We start from the raw sequence: 25,072 nt of genomic DNA, 5'->3' as shown, positions 1-25,072 counted from the left end.
TATGAATGTGGGAGGTGTTCGGATAAAGTCGATAATCAAGGTGCATGGACGTTGTGTCTTTGGGATGGAGTGGTTTTACGACTATCGAAGGCTATGCGTACAATGAATATAAGCGACGGCCGTGCCAGATAAGGAGACCTGATGCCCTACCTGCTTTCTTGTGACATTCATACCCATACGATGTTCTCTGCGCATGCATATTCGACCATTGAGGAGAATGTGTACTGGGCGGCAGAGCGTGGTCTGCAGGTACTCGGATCTGCCGACCATCTGAGCTCTATGGTTACGGCTTGCCCCAATGACCTGCGCAGTTACCAATTCTTTATCAACCAGGATATCTGGCCGCGCATTTGGAGCGGCGTGCTGGTGCTGCGTGGTGCCGAGGCCGATATCGTTTCGCTGGACGGAAGCCTGTTTGGCGAGGACACTCCTGTCACGCTCGATATCGCCGGCGATTCGTACAGCCGTCAGCATTCGCTGTTCGATTTGGTTACGCGTAATTTGGATTATTTGGTTGCAAGCGTGCATAATCCGCAGATTGCTGAGGGCGCGACGCTCGCCCAGACAACCGAGATGTATATCAATGCCTTGGAACACCCCAAGGTATTCATGCTGGGCCACGCGGGGCGCTCGGGCGTGCCGTTCGATATCGATGAGGTGCTGCTGGCGGCCAAGGCCAAGCACAAGATTATCGAGATCAACAACCATAGTCTTGAACACGGTGTCGACACTGAGCATTGGGCCGTATGCCGCAAGATCGCCGAGCGCTGCGCCGAGCTGGGCGTGGGTATTGGCGTGTCGACCGATGCCCACATTGGCATGGCCATTGGCAAACTCGATCACGCGCGCAAGATGCTTGACGAGATTCACTTCCCGCTGGATTTGATCGTGACGCGCGACCGCGAGACGCTGCTGCGCGAGATGGCGGCAGCCGGCGTGTGTGACCTGCGCAAGGGGATGTAGCGGAGTTCATAAACCAAGCGAAGGGGGCGGTCTAGACGGGCCGCCCCCTTTCTTGTCTCGAAAATCTACCGGGGTGGATTAGCGGCGCTCGAGGACCGCTACGGTTTCGGTGTGGTCGGTATGGGGGAACATGTCGACGGGCGTGATCTTGAGCAGGCGATAGCCTCCGTCGAGGAGCTGGTGCAGGTCGCGCTCTTGGGTCACGGGGTTGCAGCTGATATAGGTGATGCGGCGCGGCTTAAGTGCGCAGGCGGCTTCGAGGAACTCGGGTGTGGAGCCGGCGCGCGGCGGGTCGATGGAGAGAACGTCAACGCGCTCGTTGTTATCGGCAGCGTCCAGGATGTAATCGGTGGCGTCGTCGGCCATAAACCAAGCGCTGCGGGTGAGGCCGTTGAGCTCGGCATTGCGGCGTGCGTCGGCAATGCCCGCCGGGTTGCGCTCCACACCGAGCAGCATGATGCCGATACCCTTGTTCTGGGCTTCTTTAGCTGCGCAAAGACCGATGGTGCCGCTGCCGCAGTAGGCATCCATAAGCACATCGCCCTGGCGCAGATCCATGCCATCGATAGCGAGCTGGTAGAGCAGCTCGGTCTGCTGCGGGTTGGTCTGGTAGAACGCGGTAGGGGAGATATCGAATTCGCAACCGAGCAGCTGGTCGCGCATGCACTCGGCGCCATAGACGATACGAGTCTCCTCACCCAAGATGGCGTTACCGGGGCGTCCGTTGATGTTTTGGGCAACGGTGACGATATGCGGATCGAGTGCGGCGACAGCCTCAAAGAACTCCTGCGCATGCGGCAAGTCGCGCTGAGCGGTCACGAGGGTGACCATAATCTGGTCGGTACGCCAACCGCAGCGAACGACGGCATAGCGGAGCAGCCCCAGATGCTTGTCTTCGTTAAAGGCAGGAATATGCAGACGTTCGGCCTCGCGAGCGATGCCGTTGAGAATCTGGCGGGCTCCCGGCGCCTCGACGGGGCATTCGGGCACGGCAACGATTCTGTGCGAACCGCGCTCAAAGAAGCCGCAGCGGACAGCGCCCTCCTTGCCGGGAGCAAAGGGGGTGGCAGCCTTATGACGAAAACCACGCGGCGCAGGATACTTTCCCGGGTCGCCCAAGGTGACACCCATACCACGAATGGGGTCGACAGCAATGCCCTCACGCTCGCAAAGCGAGGCAAAAAGTTCCTCCATAGCAGTCTGCTTGGCGGCGAGCTGCTTCTTATAAGGACGATTGAGCGCCGTGCACCCACCGCAGGCTTTCATGATGGAACAGGGAGACTTGGGGTCCACAGCCTTACGCGCAGGCGAAACCTGATCTTTATGCGAACGCTTGGAGCGAGTCTGAGGTGCCTTGTCCCCGCTCCGACGAGAGCCGGGACGCTTGGCCTTAGCCTTGCCCTTGGCCGATTTGCTTTTTGCGGCTTTAGAAGACTTGGATTTCGTAGAAGATTTCTCCTCCTTTGACCCCTCAGCCGCTTCCACCAAAGCACGACGAGCCCTACGCTCCGCACGAGATTCTGCCATCAATAACTCCACTAATTCATGAATTTAAGCTGCAAGTATTGTACCGTGCCAAGCCAGCAGACGATATGCAAGCGGTTTATTCGTGTCAGTGATAAGCCCAACGACGGTTGCCCGCCGCGTGAGGGGTGTGGGGGGTTAAGTTTATCGCGAGTTCCGCACGAACAGGAGGCCACTTAATGTGGCCTCCGTCGTGAGCAGGACTGTAGAGCAGGAAACTTAACCCCCCACACCCCTCACGCGGCGGGCAAACTCGCCTTGTGCTCTATCACGCTAAAGTGTATGATTCTGAACGTTACATGACTCACTTTACTTAACTAAAGTGCCACCAAGGGGGAATACCATGAATACCGATATGTCTCGTCGTCAGTTTGTTGGTCTAGCCGGCTTGTTTGCCACGGTGCTTGGCCTTGGTCTTGTCGGCTGCGGCGGTGGTGCCGGCAAGGGCTCCGCTGCTGGTTCTGCCGCGGCCAAGGATGTGAAGGGTGCTGCGGAGTCCAAGAAGCTCGTGGTGGGCTTTGATAAGTCCTATCCTCCGTACGGCTTTGTGGGCGACGATGGTGAGTACACCGGCTTTGATCTCGATCTGGCCAAGGCTGTTGCCGATAAGCAGGGCTGGGAGGTCAAATACGAGGCCATCGATTGGGATGCCAAGGACACGCTGCTCAACTCGGGTGCCATCAACTGCATCTGGAACGGCTTTACCATGGAGGGCCGCGAGGACGATTACACGTTCTCCGAGCCGTACATGCTCAACGAGCAAGTGCTCGTGGTCAAGAAGGACGCGGGTATCAAGAGCTGGGACGATCTCGCTGGCAAGACCGTGATCACTCAGACCGATTCCGCTGCGCAGGATGTGCTCGAGGGCGACCAGAAGGATCTGGCCGCGACGTTTGCCACGCTCGATACCATCGGCGAGTACAACACGGCCTTTATGCAGCTCGAGAGCGGCGCGGTCGATGCCGTGGCTTGCGACCTTTCGATTGCCCAGTATCAGCTTGCCGCCAAGCCCGATGCCTATACGCAGCTCGACAAGCCGCTGTCCAGCGAGCACTACGCCGTCGGCTTTAAGAAGGGCGACACCAAGTCCGCCGATGCCGTGACCGAGTCGCTCAAGGCGCTCTACGAGGACGGTGCGGTCAAGGACCTGTGCGATAAATATGCAGAATACGGTCTTTCCTTCGACAACTGGGTTCTGAAATAGCGGCTTTCCCAGGCACCCGATTTTGCCGCTCAAACCGTCGCTTGCGTACATTTAGTACGCGGCGCTCCTCTTTCACGGCAAACTCGGGCACCTGGAAAACCCGCTTTAGCATTGGGTTCGCTGTTCCGTTACTGTGAAAGAGAGCTTGGGTTGTCTATTCAGGTCATGATGCAGATGCTTGGCCAGGGATTCTTGGTCAGTTTGCAGCTGTTTGTGCTGACGCTGCTGGGGTCGATTCCGCTGGGAATCCCCGTGGCGTTTATGCGCATGAGCAAAATTGCGCCGCTCCGCTGGATTGCGCGCATCTACATTTCGGTCATGCGCGGTACGCCGCTCATGCTGCAGATGTTTGCCATCTACTTTGCCCCGTACTACGTGTTTGGCATTTCGCTCACGCCCGATTCCAAGTGGACGGCGTGCGTCGTGGCGTTCATCATCAACTACGCCGGTTACTTTGCCGAGATCTATCGCTCGGGCTTGCAGTCCATTCCGCGCGGTCAATACGAGGCTGCCGAGGTGCTGGGCTATTCGCGCGTGCAGACGTTTCTGTATATCGTGATGCCGCAGGTCGCCAAGCGTATTCTGCCGGCGATGGGCAACGAGATCATCACGCTGGTCAAGGACACGTCGCTGGCGTTTGCCATTGGCGTGGGCGAGATGTTCTCGACGGCCAAGGCGCTGGTTGCCTCGCAGGTGAGCATGGTGCCGTTTGCGATTGCGGCGCTGATTTACTGGGTCTTTAACTTTGTGGTCGAGATGCTGCTGGGTGCCGCCGAAAAGAAGCTGGACTATTATCATGACTAACTCAGTGATGAAAATCGAAAGCGCGCGCAAGGCGTTTGGCGGCAATGAGGTGCTCAAGGATATCTCACTCGAGGTAAAGCGTGGCGAGGTCGTGGCGATTATCGGGCCTTCGGGCGGCGGTAAGTCCACGCTGCTGCGCTGTGCCACGCTGCTCGAGACACTCGACGGAGGCTCGCTCTCGTTTGGCGACCTTGCCGTTGCGACGGATGCGGGATCGGGCGCGGTCTATGCGAAGGGCGATGTGCCCAAGCAGGCGCGCTCGCGATTCGGCCTGGTGTTCCAAAATTACAATCTGTTCCCGCACTATACGGTGATGAAAAACATTACCGATGCCCCGATCCGCGTGCTCAAGCGCCCGCGCGAGCAGGCGGAGGCGCGTGCGCGTGAGTTGATTGTGCAGATGGGGCTTACGGGCAACGAGAACAAGGTGCCGTGTGAGCTTTCCGGCGGTCAGCAGCAGCGCGTGAGTATTGCCCGCGCCCTGGCACTCGATCCGGAAATCTTATTCTTTGACGAGCCGACTTCGGCGCTCGATCCCGAGCTGACGGCCGAGGTGCTGCGTGTCATTAAGGACCTGGCGGCGCAGAATATGACGATGGTAATCGTGACCCACGCAATGCAGTTTGCGCGCGATGTTGCCGACCGCGTGGTCTTTATGGACGGCGGTCGCATTGTCGAGGAGGGATCTGCCGAGCAGGTTATCGACCATCCGCGCGAGCAGCGCACGCGTGAGTTCTTGAGCCGTATCGAGGGATAGACTCAGGTATTTACTCAACTATTAATTGAGGCGAAGCCGCCACAGGTCTTACGGTCTGTGGCGGCTTTTTGTTTACATCGACGGGGTTCAATAATTGCCCCACAAGCTTGTCTCTTCCTCTCGCCGTCTGTATTCATACGCGTGCCGAAAGGTGTGCATGGATGGGCGGCTGCAAGGGTAGGGTGGTGGCATAGGACATTTGGAGGGTGAGTCGGCTCGGCTGCCGACCATGCTGCTCCCGGGATGGCACCGACCGCGAACTCTCCCCGTTGGCGTCGCGCAATGCGCGCGGCCCTGCAAGGAGGTCATCATGGGTGCTCCCAAGACCGGTAACGTAAGGAACGTGGTGCTCGTAGGCCAAGGCGGGGTGGGCAAGACTTCACTCGCCGAGGCCATGCTCCACCTTTCCGGCAAGACCGCCCGCCTGGGCGGCCACGACGGCACCAAGCCTACGCTCGACTATGACCCTGAAGAGGTCAAGCGTGCATTTTCCATCTCGACGACCATCGCGCCGATCGACTGGAAGGGCGCGCGCATCAATGTGCTTGATGCCCCGTGCTACCCCGATTTTATCGGCGACGCCTTTGCCGCGATGAGCGTCTGCGAGACGGCTCTGTTTGTGGTCGACGCCGAGGCCGGCCCACAGCCTACGACGGTTAAGCTCTGGTATGCCGCCGAGGACCTGCGTCTGGCGCGTGCGGTGTTCGTAAACCGCCTGTCGCGCTCCGAGGCCAGCTTTGCGACCACGATGGACCTGCTGCAAGAGCGCTTTGGCACGCGCCTGGGCGCCGTGACCCTTCCCTGGGGCGAGGGCGAGGACTTTGACGGCATTATCGACCTGGTGCGCATGAAGGCGCGCCACTGCAACGGCACCGAAGCCGTTGAGTCGGAGATTCCCGAGGAGTATCGTGCCCAGGCCGAGGAAGCCCATGACCATCTGTGCGAGTTGGTGGCCGAGGCCGACGATGAGCTGATGATGAAGTACCTGGAAGGCGAGGAGACGCTGACGCAGGAGGAGCTTGAGGGCTTGCTGTCGAAGGCGATTGCCGAGCGCATCTTTGTGCCGGTCTTTGCGGGCGATTGCATTAAGGAGCAGGGCGTCAACTCGCTGATGGACGACATCGCGACGTACTTCCCGGCGCCGACCGACTACGGCGAGATGCCGCTTATCGACGGCGATTCGCTTAAGATCTCGAGTGACGATGATCGTCCGGTGGCGTTTGTGTTTAAGACGCTGGCCGATCCGCAGCAGGGTCGCATCAGCTTTATCAAGGTGCTGACGGGCACGCTTGAGCCGGGCCTTGAGCTGATCAACGCGCGTACCCGCAAGAGCGATCGTCTGGCCCACCTGTATGTGATGTGCGGCCGCGATATGACCGAGGTTGGCCACGCTTATGCCGGTGACATCATCGTGGCACCCAAGCTGGCGGCCGAGACGGGCGATACGCTCTCGATTACCGGCAAGGTCGAGGCTGCGGCGTTTAAGTTCCCCAACTCGCAGTACCGCATTGCCATCGAGGCCGAGAACCGCGGGGACGAAGAGAAGCTCTACACGTTTATCGAGAAGGCCTGCAAGGCTGATCCGACCATGAGCATCGACCGCGACGAGGAGACTGGCCAGACCATTATCTCCGCCGTTGGCGAGGCGCAGGTTTCGGTGCTACTCAACCGTCTGGAGGATCGCACCAAGGTTGCTGCCAAGAGTGTGCCGATCCGCATTCCGTATCGCGAGACCATTCGCCGTACGGCAAGTGCCCAGGGCCGCCATAAGAAGCAGACCGGCGGCGCCGGTCAGTACGGCGACTGCTGGCTGCGCGTGGAGCCGCTCATTGGGCCCGACGGCACGAGCGATGGCTATGAGTTTGTGGACGAGGTCGTGGGCGGCCGCATTCCGCGCTCGCTGATTCCCGCCGTGGACAAGGGCGTCCAGGAGACCATGAAGGACGGCATCATTGCCGGCTATCCGCTCACGGGCATTCGCGTGGCTGTGTACGACGGCTCGTATCACAGCGTCGACTCCAACGAGATGGCGTTCCGCGCGGCGGCTCGCATCGGCCTGCGCAAGGCATGCGCCGATGCCGACCCGGTGGTGCTGGAGCCCATCGAGGAAATCACGGTGACAATCCCCGAGAGCTACGCCGGTGCCGTGATGGGTGACATCTCGGCCTCGCGCGGTCGCGTGACGGGTATGGAGACCGATGAGCGCGGCGACACCGTGGTCATTGCCCAGGCCCCGCTGGCCGAGCTGACGGATTATTCGACGCGCCTGCGCTCTATCACGCGCGGCACGGGCGACTTTACCATGAAGCCCGCAGGCTATGAGCAGGTGCCTTATGACGTTCAGGCCAAGCTGGTCGAGCGCTATGAGGAGGGCCGCGCCAAGTAGCGCGTGGCGTTGCCCGCAACATGCATGCCGATGCAAGGGCCGCTCTGGGCAATCCAGGGCGGCCCTTTTTGATCCCTGGGGGACGGAGGAAAACGGATCATTTTAGGTTTTGGGGCAGCCTGGTCGGCGCTAGTCTCCGGATGTCTGGTTGCGGCCGGTGGCGTAGTCGATCTGCACATGCGGCTGCAGGTTGTAGCAGTACACGTGGAAGCACAGGGTCTTGCCGTGGTCCTCGACCGATTGCGCCTCAAGGCGCACGCCGCGGCAGACAAGTTCCTCTTCGTTGTACATGGGCGTGACGCGGTAGAGCACATGGTTGCCTGTGTCGTGGATGTAGCCGAGGATCTGCTCTTCAAACGGCAGCATGCCCGTTTCGTTGAGATAGCGCGTGCCGGTGAGCAGATTCTTGCGGTTGGCGTTTTCGCCGCAGAGCGACCAGGCGATAAGGTGGCAGCGGTTGTAGAGGCTCTGACCCGGAATAAAGTCGTAGCGCTGCTGGTGCCACCCGGCGGGATGGATACGCGAGATATCGCCGCGCTTGCCCTGACCGAGCGATTCGGGACCCACGCAGGCGAGTGCCTTGCGGGTGCGGCCCAGGCTATCGAGCTTGGAGAACTTCTTAAAGCAGCCCTCTTTGGTAGCGCGCTCGTATTCGTCGAGCGTGAATGATGGCGTGCCCAACGGGTGCGTGCTGTCGGCGCGAAGGGCAACGTAGGGGTTGCCGGCGTAGTCGGGAATGCTGCTGAGATATACGCCGCGGGCGCGGTCGAGATCGGGGTTTTCGACCTCGTCGATGGGGGTGACGTTTGAAGAGGCATCGTCAGCGGTGTCGGTCGTGGCGGATTCAGAGCCATCGCCGGAGTCCTCGGAGCTGGCTGTTCCCGATTCGAGCCGGGCGACCAGGTCTGCCTCGTTGTCGGTGCGGTTGGGACTCTCGTTTTGCTTCTCGGCCAGAGCCGCCGCCTGTTCATCGCTTTGCGGCGAGAGCAGCTTGGGAGCTCCGTCGAGCGATCCCGTAAACAGCGCAAACCCCAGCACCACGGCGGTGCCGATGGAAAGTACTTGCTTGTAGGCGGACTTGCGCGACATTGAGGCTCCTGGATGGACGGTTCGGAATCTACCAGTCTAGCAGGAGCCGGCTGAGGCCGCTCCGCCGAACAAATACTCAAGATTTGGGACAAATGCCGCCGGTTCATTTGCCTCATATGGAGCTGCGGCGGTTGTGAATGTGGGGCTATTCGGCGTTTCCCAAGATAAAACCTGCCAAAATAAACCTGTCCCTTTTTGGAAGGTGGCAATTTATGTGTTCAGGTTGAGCATGCGCGAGCGAGCAGGTTCCGGGTGCGGCAAGATGACGTGAAACAAGCGGGCGCTGGCCTTTTGGTCGCGCCCGTGCAGTTGAACGTCAGATTGCCGTGCCCGGGGCCTGTGCAGCGCCGAGCGGTTACGCCGTTTGTAAAACGGCGTAACTTAAAGATTCATGTTGCCGTGGATGTAGGGGGTGACCTTGGAGGAGATGTGGCCGCAGCCCAGCTCGCGCAGCGCGGACTCGATGGCGGCGGGCAACGGGGTCTTGCCCTCGCCGTCGACGGCAGCACTGCCGAGGGCGGCAATCTTAGTGACATCTGCGGGAGCGGCCTCGATATGCATGCACCCGCCGACCAAGCGCGCGCGAACCTGTTCCAGACCAAGATCGTGCAGGTAGTCCTCGCAGGCGCGGATTAGATTGACCTTCTCGCGCGTCAGCTCTTCGCCCGTAGGGACGCGTGTGGCCAAGCAAGCGCCTGCCGGCAGGTTCCAAACGGGGTAGCCCCATGCGCGCAACAGCTTGCGCTCTTCGTCCTTGGTAAAGCCGACCTCCATAAGCGGCGAGCGTACGCCGAGCTCTTCTGCCGCGCGCATGCCGGGGCGGTAGTCACCGCGATCGCTTGCATTGCTGCCATCGATGACGGTGGGGAAGCCGAGCGACTTGGCGTGGTTGACGATAGCGGTAAAGCCGGCGTGCTTGCAGTGGTAGCAGCGGTCGGCATCGTTGCAGGCTACTTGGGGGAGCTGCAGCTGATCGACCGAAAGGTTGAGCGCAGGGAGCTTAAAATGCGGCCCTTCTTCGGCTTGCCCGTCAACGGACCGCTCAAACGAAGCCTGCTCGGGCGTGCCGATGAGCGGCGTGGTGAGGTGGACGAGAAGCGTGTCGGCAGGCATGATACGGGCGCAGACCGCGGCCAAAAAGCTGCTGTCGACGCCGCCGGAAAAGCCGATGGCGACGCGTCCATATGCCAAAAGCAGCTGCTCGAGCGCTGCGAGTTTGTCCTGAAGCTCCTCTGCGGGTGCCGTGGTGTCTAAAATCATGAAACGATCCTTATCGTTGAGTACTCGGTCGAAAACTATAATCCTACCGGGCTGCTTGTCATAAGATTTCTACCTATGTAACGAAAGTGCAATATGCTATATACGTTATATACAAGTTTGTAAAGTGCGGTAGAGCGGCAGTAACGCAATCCGGTGAGGGGACCGATATGATCAAGGCTGTTATTTTTGACATGGACGGAACGCTGGTCGATACCGAGCGTCTGGGCATCAAGGCATGGAAAGCGCCCGCTGCTGAGCTGGGCGTCGCGATTGATGACACGCTGATTCATCAATTTATCGGTCGCACACTGCCCGATGTCATGGACATCCTTGAGGCGCATTGCGGCAGCAGAGAAACCGCCGAGGCGCTCTATCATCGCCACAAGGAGATTCGCGACGAGATGGTCAAGACCGATCTGGAGCTTAAGGCCGGCGCTGCCGAGTGCATAGACGAGCTGCTGGCTGCGGGCTATCACGTGGGCCTTGCAACGTCGTCGCGCCTCGTTACGGCCGAGCGCAACCTTAAGATGGTCGGCCTCTTTGACAAGTTTGAGACGGTGACTTGCGGCGAGGACGTCGTGCACGGCAAGCCCGATCCCGAGATGTATCTGCTTGCCTGCGAGCGCGCGGGCTTTGCCCCCGAGGAATGTGCCGTGGTCGAGGATTCGCGCAACGGCTGCGTCTCGGGCATCACGGCCGGCTGCCACGTCTTTGCCGTTCCCGATATCGTGCCGCTGCCGCAGGACGTGGTGGATGGCTGCGAGGCCGTGCTCGATACGCTGTTCGATCTGACGGCGGCGGTCAAGGCCGTGCGCTAGCGTTTGCACGCGAGTCGCCATGTCCCGCGCCCGATCCCGCGGGACGGTGACGGCAACTTTAAGTCTGCGGTTGTCGAGGGCGAGAACGTTGACGGCCCGACTCACCATATGGCTGCCTGCCTAGGCAGCAAGGCCGACGCGATCCTTAAGGTCGCCAAGATTTTGAAAGTGCCTGTCGAGGTCGTTTGCCGCTAACGGTGACCGCGCGGGGGCACTGTTCTAAAAAATGGAATTGAATCCATTTTTGCAAAAAAGTTAATGAAAAATGGATTACATTCTATAAATATCCGTAGCCGCAGGTCCGGCTAAACGGGGAGGGAACATGGGGCCAGCAAAACGCCGCAGCGGGACTGTTCCCGTTGCGGCGTTTTTTGTTACAGGTAGGCGCCCAGGTTGATGTCGGTTATTGGGGCCGCGGATGGGCCCGTCGGGTGCTGCTCGGCCTTTTGGGTGCTCACACGTTCGAGCAAGAAGGGGCGCACGAGCTCCTGACGGTTAATGTCCTCGGCGGCCGTGGCCGTGGTGACGGTGCGCGCGGCGGAGCCGATGCGGACTCGTTTGGTCTTGGCGGCAGGCTTATCCTCGATCTGCTCCATGAGCAGCTGAACGCCCTTGCGGCCAATCTCGTAGCCTGGGGGTGCTACCGTGGTGAGCGGGACCGATCCGCTCCAAGCGAGCGGGTTGCCGTCGCAGCCGGCCACGCGGACCTGGCCGGGGACGGAAATGCCTTTGTCGGTCAGCGCCGAGATAACGCCCGAGGCCAATACGTCGGTCAGGCCGATGACAAAATCGGGGCGCTCGTCAGCAGGGCGTTCGGCAATCTGGGTACCGATGCTGTAGCCGTCGGCTGCGGTATTCCACTCCCCGGCATCGATGACCTCAATTTTGATATCAGGATGCAGGGCAAGTGCCTTGTGGATGCCAAGGACGCGCAGGCCGAGCTGCATAAATGCCGCTCGGCCCACAACGGTGATATGGCGTGCGCCGCGGGCGATGGCGAGCTCGGCGATAATACGCCCCTGTGCCTCGTTGTCGGCGGCCACGTAGTAACCGGGCTCGGAGCAATGGATGTCCAGATAGACGATCGGCACGGGCATCTTGGTCATAGCGGGGTGCCAGTCGGGGGACGCCATGGGCTGAACCATGACGCCGGACATCTGCGTGCCCATAAAATAGCGCAGGTAATGATCCTCGAGAATATCGTCGTTATCGGCATTGGCGATGAGCAGATCGTAGCCGTGCTTGCGGGCCTCGTTGTGGGCGCCGCTGGCGATTTGGAGCGAAAAGCCGTGGTCGAGACGGGGGAGCACCAGGCCAAAGGACTTGGTGGCGCCGCCCGCGAGCTGACGAGCGCTTTGGTTGGGCAGGTAGCCCAGGCGATTGATGGTCTCGTTGATGAGCCTGAGGGTCTCGGGGCGCAACTTCTCGGGATGGTTGAGCGCGTTGGAAACCGTGCCAAGCGAAACCCCGGCCTCGCGCGCGACGTCGCTGATTTTAACCTTTGCCATAGCGGCCCCTTTGATGCGTTTCAAGTACAAGCCAGATTGTAGCATCCTAAACCAACCAAAAAGTGACAGGTTTATTTTGGCAGGTTTTATCTGGGGAAACGCCGTTGCCAGCGCGACCACCACAAAGGTGCCTGTCCCCATTGTGGCGGTTTGGACCGGCTGGGCATGTGTGTATCGGGTGGTATCTAAGTTGAGATACCACATCTGGTATATCAGCTTGCGCCTGCGTGAGTACAATACTCGAACGTTATGCGTCTCAGCGCCCCTTGTGCGTGGACGTCTTGCAGTCACGCGAACGAAGGGATTTATCCTATGTGCGGAATCGTCGGCTACACCGGCTCTGATATTGCAAAGAACATCCTGGTCACGGGCCTCAAGCGCATGGAGTATCGCGGCTATGACTCCTCGGGCGTCGCGCTCGAGGTGGGCGAGGGCGCCGCGGCGCACCTCGACGTCATCCGCCGCGTGGGCAAGGTCGCGGGCTTGGAGAGCGAGCTTTCCAACATTGACAGCGACGCTACCTGCGGTATCGGCCACACCCGTTGGGCCACCCACGGCAGGCCCTCCGTCGTTAACGCTCACCCCCACACCAGCTGCGACGGTCGTATCGCCATCGTCCACAACGGCATCATCGAGAACTTCGCCGAGCTGCGCGAAGAGCTGGAGGGCCGCGGCCATCACTTTAAGAGCGAGACCGATACCGAGGTCTTCGCGCATCTGATCGAAGAGGCTTATGCCGAGACGCACGACCTGATGGCCTCTGTGCGCGAGGCGTGCACCCACGTGGTCGGTGCCTATGGTCTGGCCGCCGTGTGCGCTGACGAGCCCGGCGTGATCGCCGTGGCCCGCAAGGATTCCCCGATCGTGGTCGGCGCGGGCGAGACCGGCGCCTATGTCGCCTCCGATGTCATCGCGCTCATCGACGCCACCCGCGATGTCGTGGTGCTCGAGGACGGTCAGTTTGCCAAGCTCACGCCCGCAGGCGTCGAGTACACCGACGAGGCTGGCAACGTTATCGAGCCCAAGGTCACCCACATCGACTGGGACCTGGACATGGCAGAAAAGGGCGGTTATCCCGACTTTATGCTCAAGGAAATCCACGAGCAGCCGCGCGTCGTGCGCGACACGCTGGTCGGTCGTATGACGCCGGCCGGCGAGCTTGACATCGACGAACTGGGCCTTTCGCTCGAGGAACTCAACGACATCGACCGCGTCTACGTGATCGCTTGCGGCACCAGCTATCACGCCGGTCTCATTGCCAAGAATCTCATCGAGGGCTGGGCTCGCATCCCCACCGAGGTTGAGGCGGCCAGCGAGTTCCGCTATCGCAATCCCATCATTACGCCGACGACGCTTGTCGTTGCCGTGTCCCAGTCGGGCGAGACGGCCGATACCCTTGCCGCCATTCGCGACGCGCGCATCAAGGGTGCCAAGGTCTTCGGCATCACCAACGTGGTGGGCAGCCCCGTGGCGCGTGAGAGCGACGGCGTCATCTACACTAAGGCCAACAAGGAGATCGCGGTCGCCTCGACCAAGAGCTTCATCGGCCAGGTCGTGAGCCTTACGCTTTTGGCTCTGCTGCTAGCGCAGGTCAAGTACCGCCTGACCACCAAGCAGGCGCGCATGCTGTTCCGCGAGCTTTCCGATACGGCCGAGCAGATCCAGTGGATTTTGGATACCCAGACCGAGGCCGTGCATGAGGCCGCCCTGCTGTGCAAGGACGCGCAGTCCGCACTGTTCGTGGGTCGCGGCATGGGTGCCGCTATTTCCTACGAGGGCGCGCTTAAGCTCAAAGAGGTCAGCTACCTGCACGCCGAGGCCTACGCCGCCGGCGAGATGAAGCACGGCCCCATCGCCCTGATCGACCCGGGCTTCCCCGTCATCGCCGTGGCCACCAAGAGCGCCACCTACGACAAGACCGTGTCGAACCTTATGGAGTGCAAGGCACGCGGCGCCAAGGTCATCGTCGTTGCCACCGAGGGCGACGAGGAGATCAACAAGATCGCCGACTGTATTATCCGCGTGCCAACAGTCCGCGACGTGTTCAGCCCCATCACGGCGAGCGTCCCGCTGCAGCTGCTCGCCCGCGAGGTCGCCATCCTGCGCGGCTGCGACGTCGACCAGCCTCGAAACCTCGCCAAGAGCGTGACCGTGGAATAACTAATATTCCGCCGTCCTAACGACCAAGGCCCGGCTCCTGATCAAGACGGAGCCGGGCCTTTTCTGCATTTGCCCAGATAAAACCTGCCAAAATAAACCTGTCCCTTTTTGGCAGGTTAGCGGAGCTTGCTGGTCTCGAAGTACTCGGGGAACTGATCCAGAACCTCGGTCTGGTTGCGGAACATCATATGCAGGTGCTTGCTGACCAAAAAGCTCGCTTCGATGGGGTCGCGACCGGCGATAGCGCGGCGAATCTGCTTGTGCTCGTTCACGATGTCCTGATTGTCGAGAACCTGCGTGGCGGCGCGCAGCCAGCGGAAGCGCTCCAGGTCGGCATTGGTCTCTTCGAGCCACGACCACACGGTGCTGCGACATGCGATGCTAAAAATCATGTGATGCATGAGGTTGTCGCTCAAAAAGAAGCCGATGCGATCCTCTTCGGCCATGGCCTTTTCCTGCAGCGCGATGGCGCGGTCGAGCTGCTCGATGCCGGCCGACGTGGCGCGCGCACAGCACTCCACAATCACCTGCTTTTCCAGATGCTCGCGGATGTAACAGGCACTCTCGGCAAGGGTGAGGTTAATGGGTGAGACGTAGGTGCCGCTCTGGGGCACGGTGCGCACCAGGCCTTCCTGCGCCAGACGCACCAGTGCCTCGCGCACAGGGGTGCGCCCCATATCCAGGTCGTCGCAAAGTTGCTTGACGCCCAGCTTTTCGCCCGGCTTGTAGTCCAGGTAGACGATTTTGCGTCGAATGGTGTGGTAGGACTGGTCCTGTAGGCTCGTTTCCTGCTCGCCGACGTGCATCGATTCTTCCATAGCGCCTCGCAACTGTTCTATCAAACTCATATGTCAGCTGTTAATTATGCCGCGAATCAGCTCTCCGCGGTGGGTAATTCGGCTGTTGCCTGAGAACTATTGCGGCATCTTAGTCTGTGTTTGCGTAAGGCTGCGCTCAATGTTGCCGTATCATAAGCCGTCGCAAACTTGAAATAGAAAGAAGGAATCCCATATGCAACTGGCAAATATCGTACGCGAGCGCTGGAAAGGCGTTTTGTTCTGCCTGATCATCGCCGTTCCCGCGACGTTGCTCGGCAAACAAATTGAGGTGGTCGGCGGTCCGGTATTCGCCATCCTCTTTGGCATGGTCCTGGCGCTCGTCTTTCCCAAGAATCGTCGCGAACAGCTCGCCGCCGGCGTCACCTATACGTCCAAAAAAGTCTTGCAGTACGCGGTTATCCTGCTTGGCTTTGGCATGAACCTCTCCCAGATCCTGTCCAAGGGCGCCCAGTCGCTGCCGATTATCGTGGCGACGATCTCGACCTCGCTTGTCATCGCCTTTGTGCTCTGCCGCGTTATGAATGTGCCGGGTAAGATCGCGACGCTTGTGGGTGTGGGCTCGTCGATTTGCGGCGGTTCGGCCATCGCCGCGACCGCACCCGTCATCGATGCCGACGATCGCGAGATTGCCCAGGCCATTTCGGTCATCTTCCTGTTTAACGTTATCGCGGCGCTCGTGTTTCCAACGCTCGGCGGCATGCTCGGGCTGACCAACGAGGGCTTTGGCCTGTTTGCCGGCACCGCCATCAACGACACCTCGTCCGTAACGGCTGCGGCGAGCGCCTGGGACAGCATGCATCCCGGCGCCAATGTGCTCGAGAGCGCCACGGTGGTCAAGCTCACCAGAACGCTGGCCATTATCCCCATCACGTTGGTCCTCGCATGCTGGCAGATGCATCTGGCGCGCAAGGCCGGCGGTGACGCCAAAAGCACGTTCTCCCTTAAACGCGCGTTTCCCATGTTTGTGCTGTTCTTTGTGCTGGCGAGCGTAATCACCACGGTGCTTCAACTTCCCGCGTCCTTTACGGCGCCCATCAAGGAGCTGTCGAAGTTCTTTATTGTGATGGCCATGGCGGCTATTGGTTTTAATACCGATATCGTCGAGCTGGTCAAAAAGGGCGGCAAGCCCATCGCGCTGGGCTTTTGCTGCTGGATTGGCATTGCGTGCATGAGTTTGGGGATGCAGCACGTGCTGGGAATCTGGTAGAGAAGTAGCTTATTTGCGTGCTGCGTGCTGCGTGCTGGTGAGCGCATTCTCACGGTGGAGCGATAGGAGCTCTTGCGGGTATGGCTTGTCCGCAGGTTTATAAGTCCCGAAGAGCTCTTATCGCCCCGCCAGGATGGCGATGCGGGGCAACACCTATACTCGCAGGACGGCGCTTTCTGCCCTATAGTGTTTGGTGAGCAATATCGTTCAATTTTGAAACACTCGGTCGTGCGACCGTCGGCGGCTGCACGTCGCCGCGGACAGGGGCAAATTATGGATAGCGATGCCAAGCTGAACATCTTGACCGAGGCCCTGGCTGCTGTCGGGGCCTCGGCATTGGCAATCGATGTGCGTGGGAACGTCGCGATTTCGACCATGAATGACGCGGCGCTTGAGCGGGATGTGGCGGCTTTTGTCGCTGAGCGCCTCGACCGTATAGGAGACGGCGCGCGTCTGGTTATGGGGCGTGCGGGTGCGCGCCTGAGCCTGACCGTTCGCCCCACCGACAAAGAGGGCGGGAGGCTTTGGGTCGTTGTGGTCCGCGAGGTGCGCGGTGCCGCGGCGCATGCGGGCATCGAGTGGCTCAACGCCGACGAAGTTGAGGCCCGCTACGAATCGAGCGCGTACGGCATCGTTGAGGGTGCCGCTGCGGTAGCTGCACCGGTTGCCGAGAGCTATGCGCGCGGGGTGCCCCTTATGCTCGAGGGCGAGCTTGGCGCGGGCCAGGTCGAGATTGCCATGCGCCTCTATCTGGATGGCCCTTTTGCCGATCAACCCTTTGTTTCCGTCGCGCTCGATGAGCTCACCGAGCGCGGTTGGCGCCACGTGCTCAAAAGCGCCGAATCGCCGTTGTTCCAAACGGGGCTGACCCTTTGCATTGAGGGCTGGAATGCGGTTGGCCCCCAGCGCCTCCGCGAGCTCGTTTCCACGATGGCTGACACCGCGTTGGCGACGCGCTGCCATGTGGTGCTGACGGCGAATGACATGCCGGGCGGCAGCGAAAGCGATCAGGCTGCTTTTGTGACCGAGCGCTTCGCCTGTGCGGTGAGCGTGGCGCCGGCAATCGCCGAGCAGGGAGCCGCGTCGACGAAGGTCGCGTGCTATTTGGAATATCTCGCTGATGCTTTTGGGACGGCAGCGCCCACGCTGTCTGCCGCGGCGACGAAGACGCTCGATGCTTACCGCTGGCCGCGCAATTATCTGCAGCTCCGCGAGGTCTCGGAACGACTGTATATATTGGTGGGGGCGGGAGCGGTGGACCGCGCTGTGGCGGAGGAAGTGCTCGCCCAAGAGGACGTGATTAAGACCGCAACCTTTGGCGCCCCGACACTCGAAAGTGACCTGTATATCCTGCGACCGCTGGCCGATACCGAGCGAGATATCGCGCATCTGGTTGTGGATCATCTCCACGGCAACCGAACCCGTGCGGCGGAGGTGCTGGGCATAAGCCGTACAACGCTGTGGCGCTTGCTGAAGGACGATGACCGTTGAGCGAGGCGCCCGTGACCGCGCGCGACGCGTGTGCTACAGTCCAAAGCGTTATTGTTTCGATTTGGTTACGGCGTGCGAGGGCATATGGCTGAGACTTCAAAAACGAGCCGCAGAAGGCGGAGTGCCGCGCCGGTTAACCGACGCACGACATCGGTGACGTGGGGCAAACACGCCTCGGGGTTTGATGGCTCGTTCAAGCGCACTAAATACGGCTATCCTTCGGCAAGCGCCCGCTTGGCAATGCAGGCAGAGTCCTCGCTGTTGGGCCGCAAACGCGTGGTGGGCTCAAAGCTCAAGCACGACGGAACGCTCGGCTACATCAGCCGCGGGGCGGCTCGCCGCAGCGGGCTCAATCCCGCCGGCTGGCATCGCTACGTGCCGATCGTGGCCGCCGTTGCAGTGATCGTCATCGCGCTCGCTGCGCTTGGCTACGCCGGCGGTGGCGCCAACTTGGACGCAATGTTTAAATCGCCCGAGCTCGCGCATGTAGGTACAGAAGTTGTCGAGGGCGCTCAGGCCCAGACGGGCGTCGCGCCCCAACGCGGTATCGTCGCGGCGGCCTCCACCATCGCCGATGCGCAAAAGGACGAGGACGAACAGGGCGACGACGCCGAAACGACTCACACGAACGAAACGACGACAACGGCGACGTCAATATAAGTTGCGAGTGGGGTAGCTAAAATAGCCCCGTCCAAAATTAGCTACCCCCGCTGACGCTCCTGGGTTACCTTACATACACCACGTTGTCGCGGCGCGGCTTTGCCTCGGGTAGCGTGTCCTCGGCATAGCCCAGAATGCAGTGACCGACGCCGCGTAGGCTTCCGTCGGCGGGCAGACCCCAACTGGCCAGTAGCTCCAGGCCCTCGGGTGAATCGAAAACCTCGTGGGCGCGATGAATCCAGCACGAATCGACACCCAGCGCATAGGCGGCGTTGAGCAAGTTGCCCATGGCGAGCGAGCCGTCTTCCAGATGTGTGGGCACGCTGCGGTCAACCAGCACCACCACAACGGTTTTGGCACCGTAGAAGGGGTCACCGTTGCTGCCCATGACTTGCGCGTTGAGCTTCGAGAGACGCTCAACGGTCGCGGGGTCGGTGACGGCGACAAATGTCACCGGCTGGCGGCCCATGCCGCTCGGTGCATATTGGCCGGCTTCGATAATACGTGCAAGCTTTTCGGCCTCGACGGGACGATCGCTGTATTTGCGGCAGCTGCGGCGGTGAATGAGCGCTTCGATAGTCTCCATGGTGTCTCCTTGCGGTGGCGTTGCAGATGCCCCGTTCATACCCGTCGGGCTCAAACGATAGACGGTCAATTGCCCGGCCAAAAGGATAGATTCCAATTGGGAAAGTAGGTTTGCATAAAAGTGCCTTCAGAATGTGACAAACAAATGGGATGGTTAAACGTTTTATCCCGTCTACCCTGCGGTTTTTTACCACTTGCCTAAATGACGAACGCATAACCTCTGATAAAGGTTTTACTAAAGGAGTACCAACGTTTATCAACGCGCCGTGGTGGCGCCGGGCCAGGAGGTAACTATCATGTTCCAGGCTGGAGATGTCATCGAGACCGATTTCGAAGGATTTCTGAAGCTGCTGCGTTCCAAGACGCGCGCTTTCGTGTCGATCAACGATCACGAGTACTACATCACGCACACCGATGGCTATTGGCGTGTTCAGGATTGCGAGGCCCTCAACGACAAGGGCCACTTTACTGACTGCTCCGAGCTGGTCAACACGGTCTGCGAGGTTGTCGAGCTGCCGTGGATTGCCGGCAAGAGCCTGCATGATAGCTTCTCGGGCGCTACGGTCTATGAGGCCGTCGCCGCTTAACAGGCAATAAAACCCGATTTTCACGTGACCGCTGGCGCTGCCCCCGCGCCGGCGGTCTTTTTCTGCCGATAGGCCATAAAAGTGCAAACATTTGCGGAGTGCCTGTTGACGATAGTCAAAACTCGGACTAATCTAGAGACATAAAATTGGTCAAAAATCGGACAATCGAATGGTGGGATAGATGAATAGTGCGGTTACACTGGTCGACTTCGACCGGTTGCTCAATGGACTCGACCATATCTATTCGGAGTTCTCGCGCGCCTGCGGTCTTTCGGACTGCGCTTACTGGATGCTCGTCGATACCAGCACGGCGGGCGGCAGTGTTGCCGTAAGCCGTCTGACAAGCGAATGGTTCTACAGCAAGCAGACTATCAACTCGGCAATTAAAACCTTGACGGCGCGGGGCTTCGCAACGTTGGAGTTTGCCGAAGGCAGCCGTAAGAACAAGGTTGTGAGCCTGACCGAAGAGGGCAGGCGATTTGCCGAGCGTTATGCGCTGCCGGCACTCAAGGCCGAGCAGCGAGCCTTTGGCGCGCTTGAGCCGTGTGAGCAGCGCGAAATCATGCGCTTGATCGGAAAATTTTCCCATGTGCTCGGTGATGAGTGCGATGCCTTTAAGCAGCATATCGCTGCCGAGAGCCAGGCCGAGAATCAAGGTGAGGGGGAGTCGTGCGACTCTTAATGAGGTTTATGAAGCCGTATCGCAGGCTTGTCGCGGTAACGTTGTTGGTGCTGCTAATCGACAACGTCGGTACGCTGTTGGTTCCCACGATGCTGGCGAACATGGTCAACACCGGCATCACCACGGGCGATGTCGACTACATTCTGCGCAACGGCCTCTACATGCTTATCGCGACTGGCATGGCCAGCGGCGGCGCGGTGCTGGGCTGCTACCTTTCGGCCCGTCTGGCGGCCAATGTGGCCTGCGACATCCGCAACGCCGTCTACGATAAGTCGCTCGAGCTGTCCGCCAGCGACTTTGAGCGCTTTGGCACGGGCTCGATGATCACACGCTCGCTCAACGACATCAACGTGATTCAGCAGGCGATTCTGCAGACCATTCAGCTGGTGCTGCCCGTGCCGTTCCTGGCCGTGGCGGGCATCATCTTCGCCTGGCTCATCGATCCTGCTATGGGCACGCTGCTGGGCGTGGTCGTTGCGATCGTGCTGGTGGCGGCGGTCTTTACGGTTGCTAACGCCGCGCCGATTTTTATGCGCCTTCAGAGCTTTATCGACCGCATGAACGTGGTGCTGCGCGAAAACATCGTGGGCGTGCGCGTCATCCGTGCGTTTAACAAGGAGCGCCATGAGGAGCGGCGCCTGGACGAGGTGTTTAGCGACTACGCCGCCAACGCCATCAAAGTCAACCATCTGTTTGTGGGCCTCGACAGCTCCACCTTCTTTTTGATGAATATCGCCGAGGTGGCGGTGCTGTGGGTGGGCGGCAACCGCGTGGGCGCCCACGCCATGCAGATCGCGAGCATCTCGGCGGTGCTGGAGTACGCGCTTCTGATCCTGTTCTTTGTGATGATGGCCCAGATGGTGGTGCTGACGCTTCCGCGTGCCGCCGCATGTCTGAACCGCGCGCAGCAGGTGCTGGATATTGAGCCGAGCATCGTCGATGGCCAGCGTACGCTCGATGCGGCCGCGTCCGACTCAAAGGACGGGGCCGATGCGGTCGCCGTGTTCGATCACATGTCGTTTCGCTTTGACGACGCCGACGAGGACACGCTGTGCAATTTGAACTTTACTTGTCGCCGCGGACAGACGACCGCGATCGTGGGCTCAACGGGCTCGGGCAAGTCGACGGTGGCAAAGCTTCTACTGCGCTTCCACGATGCCACCAAGGGCGTCATTCGCCTGGACGGCGTTGATCTGCGCGACCTTTCGCAAGGTGAGATTCGCGGGCGCATTGCCTATGTGCCGCAAAAGGCATGGCTGTTCTCGGGTACCGTGGCAAGCAATCTGCGCTTTGGCAACGAAGACGCGACTGAGGCCGACATGCTTCATGCGCTCCAGGTTGCCCAGAGCACCTTTGTGCTCGATCAGCCGCAGGGGCTCGATACCCCGGTTGCCCAGGGCGGTACGAACTTTTCGGGCGGCCAGCGCCAGCGCCTGGCCATTGCTCGTGCGCTCATGAAGCGCGCCGACCTGTATATCTTCGACGACAGTTTTTCGGCCCTGGACTTTAAGACCGACGCGGCCCTGCGCCATGCGTTGCAAGACGAGACGCGTGACGCTGCGGTGCTCATCATCGCGCAGCGCATCTCGACGATCTTGCACGCCGATCAGATCGTGGTGCTCAAGGACGGCGAGGTTGTGGGCCTAGGCACGCACGACGAGCTCATGGAAACCTGCGAGGTGTACCGCGCTATCGCGGAATCGCAGATGAAGGGAGGTGAGTAGCATGACCGAGGAGCTCAAGAAACAGGGCGGCGTTGATGACGCCGCTGCCGCGGGACTGGTTGAGGAAACGGCTGCCGCGGTACCCGAGCTGGATGACGCCGCCAAGGCAGCAGCGGAGCGCGAGGCTCGCCGCCAAGCACTCTACGAGGAAAACGAGCGCGCCGAGGACGAGCGTGCCCGCGCCGAGGCGGAGCGCATGCGCGACGTGGATGACGAAGACGAGGACGAGACGCCTCGGGATACCTGGGCGACGGTGCGCCGTTTGTGGAACGAGGCTACCGGCGACCATTGGCGCTTCTACATCGTGTTTGCGAGCATCGTGTTCTACGTCATCTTTAACACCGCCGCGCCGGCATATAGCGCCCATGTTATCGACGAGCTGTGGGGCCATATACAGGTGGCGTTTGCCAGCGGAACCACCTTCAGCATCACCTGGGACCAGTGCGGTAAGACCATCTTTGTCTACTTCTTGATCTGGACGGCCGCCGGATCGTTCTATGCGCTGCAGAGTTTTTTGATGTCGAGCGTCGCCGAGCGACTCAACTTGCGTCTGCGCAACCGCATCGCGCAGAAGCTCAGCCGCCTGCCGCTCGCCTACTTTGGCGCGCATCGCCCCGGCGAGGTGGTCAGCCGCGCGACCAACGACTTGGACAAGATGTCCGAGAGTATGCAGCGCGGATTGCTGCAGCTGCTGGTATCGATCGGTACCGTGACGGGCGCCATCATCATGATGTTCGTCTATAGCGTTAGGCTCACGTTGATCTTTTTGGGTTTTACGGCGGTATCGCTGCTGGTGACCAAGGTGGTTTCGCGCCGTACGCATGATGTGACGGGCGAGCGTCAGGAGTGGGTGTCCAAAATCACGAGCGCGGTCGAGGAAGGCTATTCGGGCCGTTTGGTGATTCGCGCATTCAACCGTGAGCACCAGAGCTCTGCCGAGGTGCACGAGGCCTCGGGCGAGCTGGCCCGCGTGAGCACCAAGGCCGACTTTATGATCAACGCCGTCGGACCCGCGGTTCGCTTTATCGGTCGTCTGGCGCAGATCGTGATCGCGCTCGTGGGCTGCAACATGCTGGTGGCCGGTCAGATGACTGTCGGCGTGTTCCAGGCGTTCTTCCAGTTTATCTACGAGGCGTCCGAGCCCATGACGCAGCTCTCGTTTACCTTCAGCTCGCTGCAGAGCGCGCTGGCGAGTGCGGAGCGCGTGTTCGACCTGCTCGATGAGCCCGAGATGGAGGCCGATCCGCAGCCGGGCGAGGCCGCCAAGCTGCCGGGTCGCGTGGAGGGCCGCGTCTCCTTTGAGCACGTGCGCTTTGGTTATTCGCCCGACAAGCCGCTCATGCGCGACGTGTCGTTTACCGCCGAGCCGGGCCAGAAGATTGCCGTGGTGGGAACCACGGGCGCAGGCAAGACGACGCTCATCAACCTGCTCATGCGCTTTTACGAGATCGACGGCGGCCGCATTACGCTTGACGGTGTGGATACGCGCCTCATGGATCGCGGCGAGCTACGGCAGCAGTTTGGCATGGTGCTACAGGACGCCTGGCTGTTCGACGGAACGATTGCCGAAAACATCGCCTACGGCTGCCCCGAGGCGACGCGCGAGGAGGTCGTGGCTGCCGCCCGCGCCGCGCAGGTCGACTTCTTTGTGCGCACCATGCCGCAGGGTTATGACACGCGGGTGGCCAACGATGCCGAGAGCATTAGTCAGGGCCAGCGCCAGCTGCTGACCATTGCGCGCGTGCTGCTCAACAACCCGGCGATTCTCATCCTGGACGAGGCGACGTCGAGCGTGGACACACGTACCGAGCTTGCCATCGGCCGTGCCATGGACGCTCTCATGCATGGGCGCACGAGCTTTGTGATCGCGCATCGCCTGTCGACGATCGTGGATGCCGACCTGATTCTGGTCATGGATCACGGCAACATTGTCGAGCAGGGCACGCATAAGGAGCTGCTCGCAGCCGAGGGCGCTTACGCCGACCTCTACCTAAGCCAGTTCGCATAAGGTGACAAAGGGGCAGCCTCGTTGTCACATCACAAATCAAGGCGCGCCGGGGATGAATTCCCTGGCGCGCCTTTGCGTTGGCGTTAATGTTGTCGGTGGCCGTCCGTCTCTAGCGTTCGCCCGCGAGCTTGGCGACGAGGGCTTTGAGCTCGGTCACCTCTCGCTCGAGTTCCTTGACGCGGCGGGCGTTCTCGGTGATGCCCTGGCGGTTGAGCGCGGACTGCTCGGCGGCATCGTCGGGCATATACTCGCGGTGCTGCTTGGCGTCAAAGCTCTCCTCGAACACGCGGCAGCCGTTGCGCTTGATGATGCGTCCCGGCACGCCCACGACAGTGCAGTTGTCGGGCACGTCCTTAACGACAACCGAGTTGCCGCCGATCTTGACGTTGTTGCCGATGCGAATGTTGCCGAGCACCTTGGCGCCCGTGCCCACGGTGACGTTGTTGCCCAGGGTGGGGTGGCGCTTGCCGGTCTCGTTGCCGGTGCCGCCGAGCGTAACGCCCTGGTAGAGCACGCAGTTGTCGCCCACGACGGTGGTTTCGCCGATGACGACGCCCATGGCGTGGTCGATAAAGAAGTGCTTGCCAATCTGCGCAGCGGGATGAATCTCGACGCCGGTGATGTGGCGGGTGAGCTGCGAGAGCACACGGGCGAGCGATCGATGGCCGTGTTCCCACAGCCAGTGCTCGGGCACATGATTCCACTTGGCGTGAAGACCGGGGTACGAAAGGAAAATGACCAGACCGTTTTGCGCGGCGGGGTCCTGCGCTTGGACGGTCTTGATGTCCTCGCGAATGGTATTGATAAAGCTCACCG

The 25,072-nt window shown here is 60.5% G+C and carries 22 protein-coding genes; 15 read left to right on the top strand and 7 right to left on the bottom strand.

Annotated features, from left to right (window positions below; genetic code table 11):
* Positions 1–141: 141 nt before the first annotated feature.
* A complete protein-coding gene (locus DW136_RS05765; protein ID WP_118289269.1) occupies positions 142–963 on the top strand; it encodes a phosphatase in 822 nt (273 codons plus the stop codon).
* A 78-nt stretch (positions 964–1,041) separates the two neighbouring features.
* On the opposite strand, the gene rlmD is transcribed toward DW136_RS05765, so the two are convergent.
* A complete protein-coding gene (gene rlmD, locus DW136_RS05760; RefSeq protein ID WP_118289268.1) occupies positions 1,042–2,490 on the bottom strand; it encodes a 23S rRNA (uracil(1939)-C(5))-methyltransferase RlmD in 1,449 nt (482 codons plus the stop codon).
* Positions 2,491–2,830: 340 nt separating this feature from the next.
* Between rlmD and DW136_RS05755 the strand changes: the two genes are divergently transcribed.
* From DW136_RS05755 to DW136_RS05740, 4 genes are all read left to right on the top strand, one after another.
* A complete protein-coding gene (locus tag DW136_RS05755) occupies positions 2,831–3,691 on the top strand; it encodes a transporter substrate-binding domain-containing protein (protein ID WP_118289267.1) in 861 nt (286 codons plus the stop codon).
* Positions 3,692–3,841: 150 nt separating this feature from the next.
* Positions 3,842–4,495 (top strand): amino acid ABC transporter permease, encoded by a 654-nt coding sequence (locus DW136_RS05750; protein WP_006235606.1) that lies wholly within the window; start codon positions 3,842–3,844, stop codon positions 4,493–4,495.
* Positions 4,488–5,252, top strand: coding sequence for an amino acid ABC transporter ATP-binding protein (locus tag DW136_RS05745; protein ID WP_117877169.1), 765 nt, complete (start codon positions 4,488–4,490; stop codon positions 5,250–5,252). Before DW136_RS05750 ends, DW136_RS05745 begins: the two co-directional genes overlap by 8 nt.
* 310 nt (positions 5,253–5,562) lie before the next feature.
* Positions 5,563–7,638, top strand: a complete 2,076-nt coding sequence (locus tag DW136_RS05740) for a translation factor GTPase family protein (RefSeq protein WP_117770573.1) — start codon at positions 5,563–5,565, stop codon at positions 7,636–7,638.
* A 129-nt stretch (positions 7,639–7,767) separates the two neighbouring features.
* Here the strand turns inward: DW136_RS05740 and DW136_RS05735 are convergent, their stop codons facing one another.
* Together DW136_RS05735 and DW136_RS05730 are read right to left on the bottom strand one after the other, a co-directional pair.
* Positions 7,768–8,727: a DNA/RNA non-specific endonuclease gene (locus DW136_RS05735; RefSeq protein ID WP_118289266.1), complete on the bottom strand. Its 960-nt coding sequence runs from the start codon at positions 8,725–8,727 to the stop codon at positions 7,768–7,770.
* Positions 8,728–9,108: 381 nt separating this feature from the next.
* Positions 9,109–9,987, bottom strand: coding sequence for an ATP-dependent sacrificial sulfur transferase LarE (locus DW136_RS05730; RefSeq protein WP_118289265.1), 879 nt, complete (start codon positions 9,985–9,987; stop codon positions 9,109–9,111).
* Between the two features lie 167 nt (positions 9,988–10,154).
* On the opposite strand from DW136_RS05730, the gene DW136_RS05725 reads away from it, so the two are divergent.
* Entirely contained in the window at positions 10,155–10,805 is a 651-nt protein-coding gene (locus tag DW136_RS05725) for an HAD family phosphatase (protein ID WP_118289264.1), read from the top strand.
* Positions 10,806–10,808: 3 nt separating this feature from the next.
* Positions 10,809–11,000, top strand: coding sequence for a hypothetical protein (locus DW136_RS05720; protein ID WP_118289263.1), 192 nt, complete (start codon positions 10,809–10,811; stop codon positions 10,998–11,000).
* A 179-nt stretch (positions 11,001–11,179) separates the two neighbouring features.
* On the opposite strand, the gene DW136_RS05715 is transcribed toward DW136_RS05720, so the two are convergent.
* A complete protein-coding gene (locus tag DW136_RS05715) occupies positions 11,180–12,313 on the bottom strand; it encodes a LacI family DNA-binding transcriptional regulator (protein WP_233504676.1) in 1,134 nt (377 codons plus the stop codon).
* 312 nt (positions 12,314–12,625) lie between these two features.
* On the opposite strand from DW136_RS05715, the gene glmS reads away from it, so the two are divergent.
* Entirely contained in the window at positions 12,626–14,473 is a 1,848-nt protein-coding gene (glmS, locus tag DW136_RS05710) for a glutamine--fructose-6-phosphate transaminase (isomerizing) (RefSeq protein ID WP_117790465.1), read from the top strand.
* A gap of 116 nt (positions 14,474–14,589) precedes the next feature.
* Here the strand turns inward: glmS and DW136_RS05705 are convergent, their stop codons facing one another.
* Positions 14,590–15,291, bottom strand: a complete 702-nt coding sequence (locus tag DW136_RS05705) for a GntR family transcriptional regulator (RefSeq protein WP_226790702.1) — start codon at positions 15,289–15,291, stop codon at positions 14,590–14,592.
* Between the two features lie 193 nt (positions 15,292–15,484).
* On the opposite strand from DW136_RS05705, the gene DW136_RS05700 reads away from it, so the two are divergent.
* The 3 genes from DW136_RS05700 (at position 15,485) to DW136_RS05690 (ending at position 18,670) form a co-directional block, all read left to right on the top strand.
* Positions 15,485–16,519, top strand: coding sequence for a YeiH family protein (locus tag DW136_RS05700; RefSeq protein ID WP_118289262.1), 1,035 nt, complete (start codon positions 15,485–15,487; stop codon positions 16,517–16,519).
* A gap of 273 nt (positions 16,520–16,792) precedes the next feature.
* On the top strand, positions 16,793–18,010 hold the full coding sequence (locus DW136_RS05695) for a helix-turn-helix domain-containing protein (protein WP_118289261.1): 1,218 nt from the start codon (positions 16,793–16,795) through the stop codon (positions 18,008–18,010).
* 84 nt (positions 18,011–18,094) lie between these two features.
* A complete protein-coding gene (locus DW136_RS05690) occupies positions 18,095–18,670 on the top strand; it encodes a hypothetical protein (RefSeq protein WP_147351644.1) in 576 nt (191 codons plus the stop codon).
* Between the two features lie 64 nt (positions 18,671–18,734).
* Here the strand turns inward: DW136_RS05690 and DW136_RS05685 are convergent, their stop codons facing one another.
* Positions 18,735–19,256 carry a nitroreductase gene (locus tag DW136_RS05685; protein WP_118289259.1) on the bottom strand — a complete coding sequence of 174 codons (522 nt, stop codon included), beginning with the start codon at positions 19,254–19,256 and terminating at the stop codon, positions 18,735–18,737.
* A 295-nt stretch (positions 19,257–19,551) separates the two neighbouring features.
* Between DW136_RS05685 and DW136_RS05680 the strand changes: the two genes are divergently transcribed.
* From DW136_RS05680 to DW136_RS05665, 4 genes are all read left to right on the top strand, one after another.
* Positions 19,552–19,842: a CDP-alcohol phosphatidyltransferase gene (locus DW136_RS05680; RefSeq protein WP_199409023.1), complete on the top strand. Its 291-nt coding sequence runs from the start codon at positions 19,552–19,554 to the stop codon at positions 19,840–19,842.
* Between the two features lie 181 nt (positions 19,843–20,023).
* Positions 20,024–20,524 carry a MarR family winged helix-turn-helix transcriptional regulator gene (locus DW136_RS05675; protein ID WP_118289258.1) on the top strand — a complete coding sequence of 167 codons (501 nt, stop codon included), beginning with the start codon at positions 20,024–20,026 and terminating at the stop codon, positions 20,522–20,524.
* Positions 20,524–22,248 carry an ABC transporter ATP-binding protein gene (locus DW136_RS05670; RefSeq protein WP_118289257.1) on the top strand — a complete coding sequence of 575 codons (1,725 nt, stop codon included), beginning with the start codon at positions 20,524–20,526 and terminating at the stop codon, positions 22,246–22,248. The genes DW136_RS05675 and DW136_RS05670 overlap by 1 nt, the downstream gene beginning before the upstream one ends.
* Position 22,249: 1 nt before the next feature.
* The gene (locus DW136_RS05665) at positions 22,250–24,256 is read left to right on the top strand and encodes an ABC transporter ATP-binding protein (RefSeq protein WP_118289256.1); all 2,007 of its coding nucleotides are present in this window, start codon (positions 22,250–22,252) and stop codon (positions 24,254–24,256) included.
* Between the two features lie 109 nt (positions 24,257–24,365).
* On the opposite strand, the gene cysE is transcribed toward DW136_RS05665, so the two are convergent.
* Complete coding sequence (gene cysE / locus DW136_RS05660) at positions 24,366–25,070, bottom strand: serine O-acetyltransferase (RefSeq protein WP_118289255.1); 705 nt, start codon at positions 25,068–25,070, stop codon at positions 24,366–24,368.
* Positions 25,071–25,072 lie beyond the last annotated feature (2 nt).

It is taken from the genome of Collinsella sp. AM12-1, assembly GCF_003472325.1.
In the GTDB taxonomy this organism is placed as follows: domain Bacteria; phylum Actinomycetota; class Coriobacteriia; order Coriobacteriales; family Coriobacteriaceae; genus Collinsella.
Note: the sequence above shows the minus strand (reverse complement) of the source record. Positions and strands in the feature narration are given on the sequence as shown.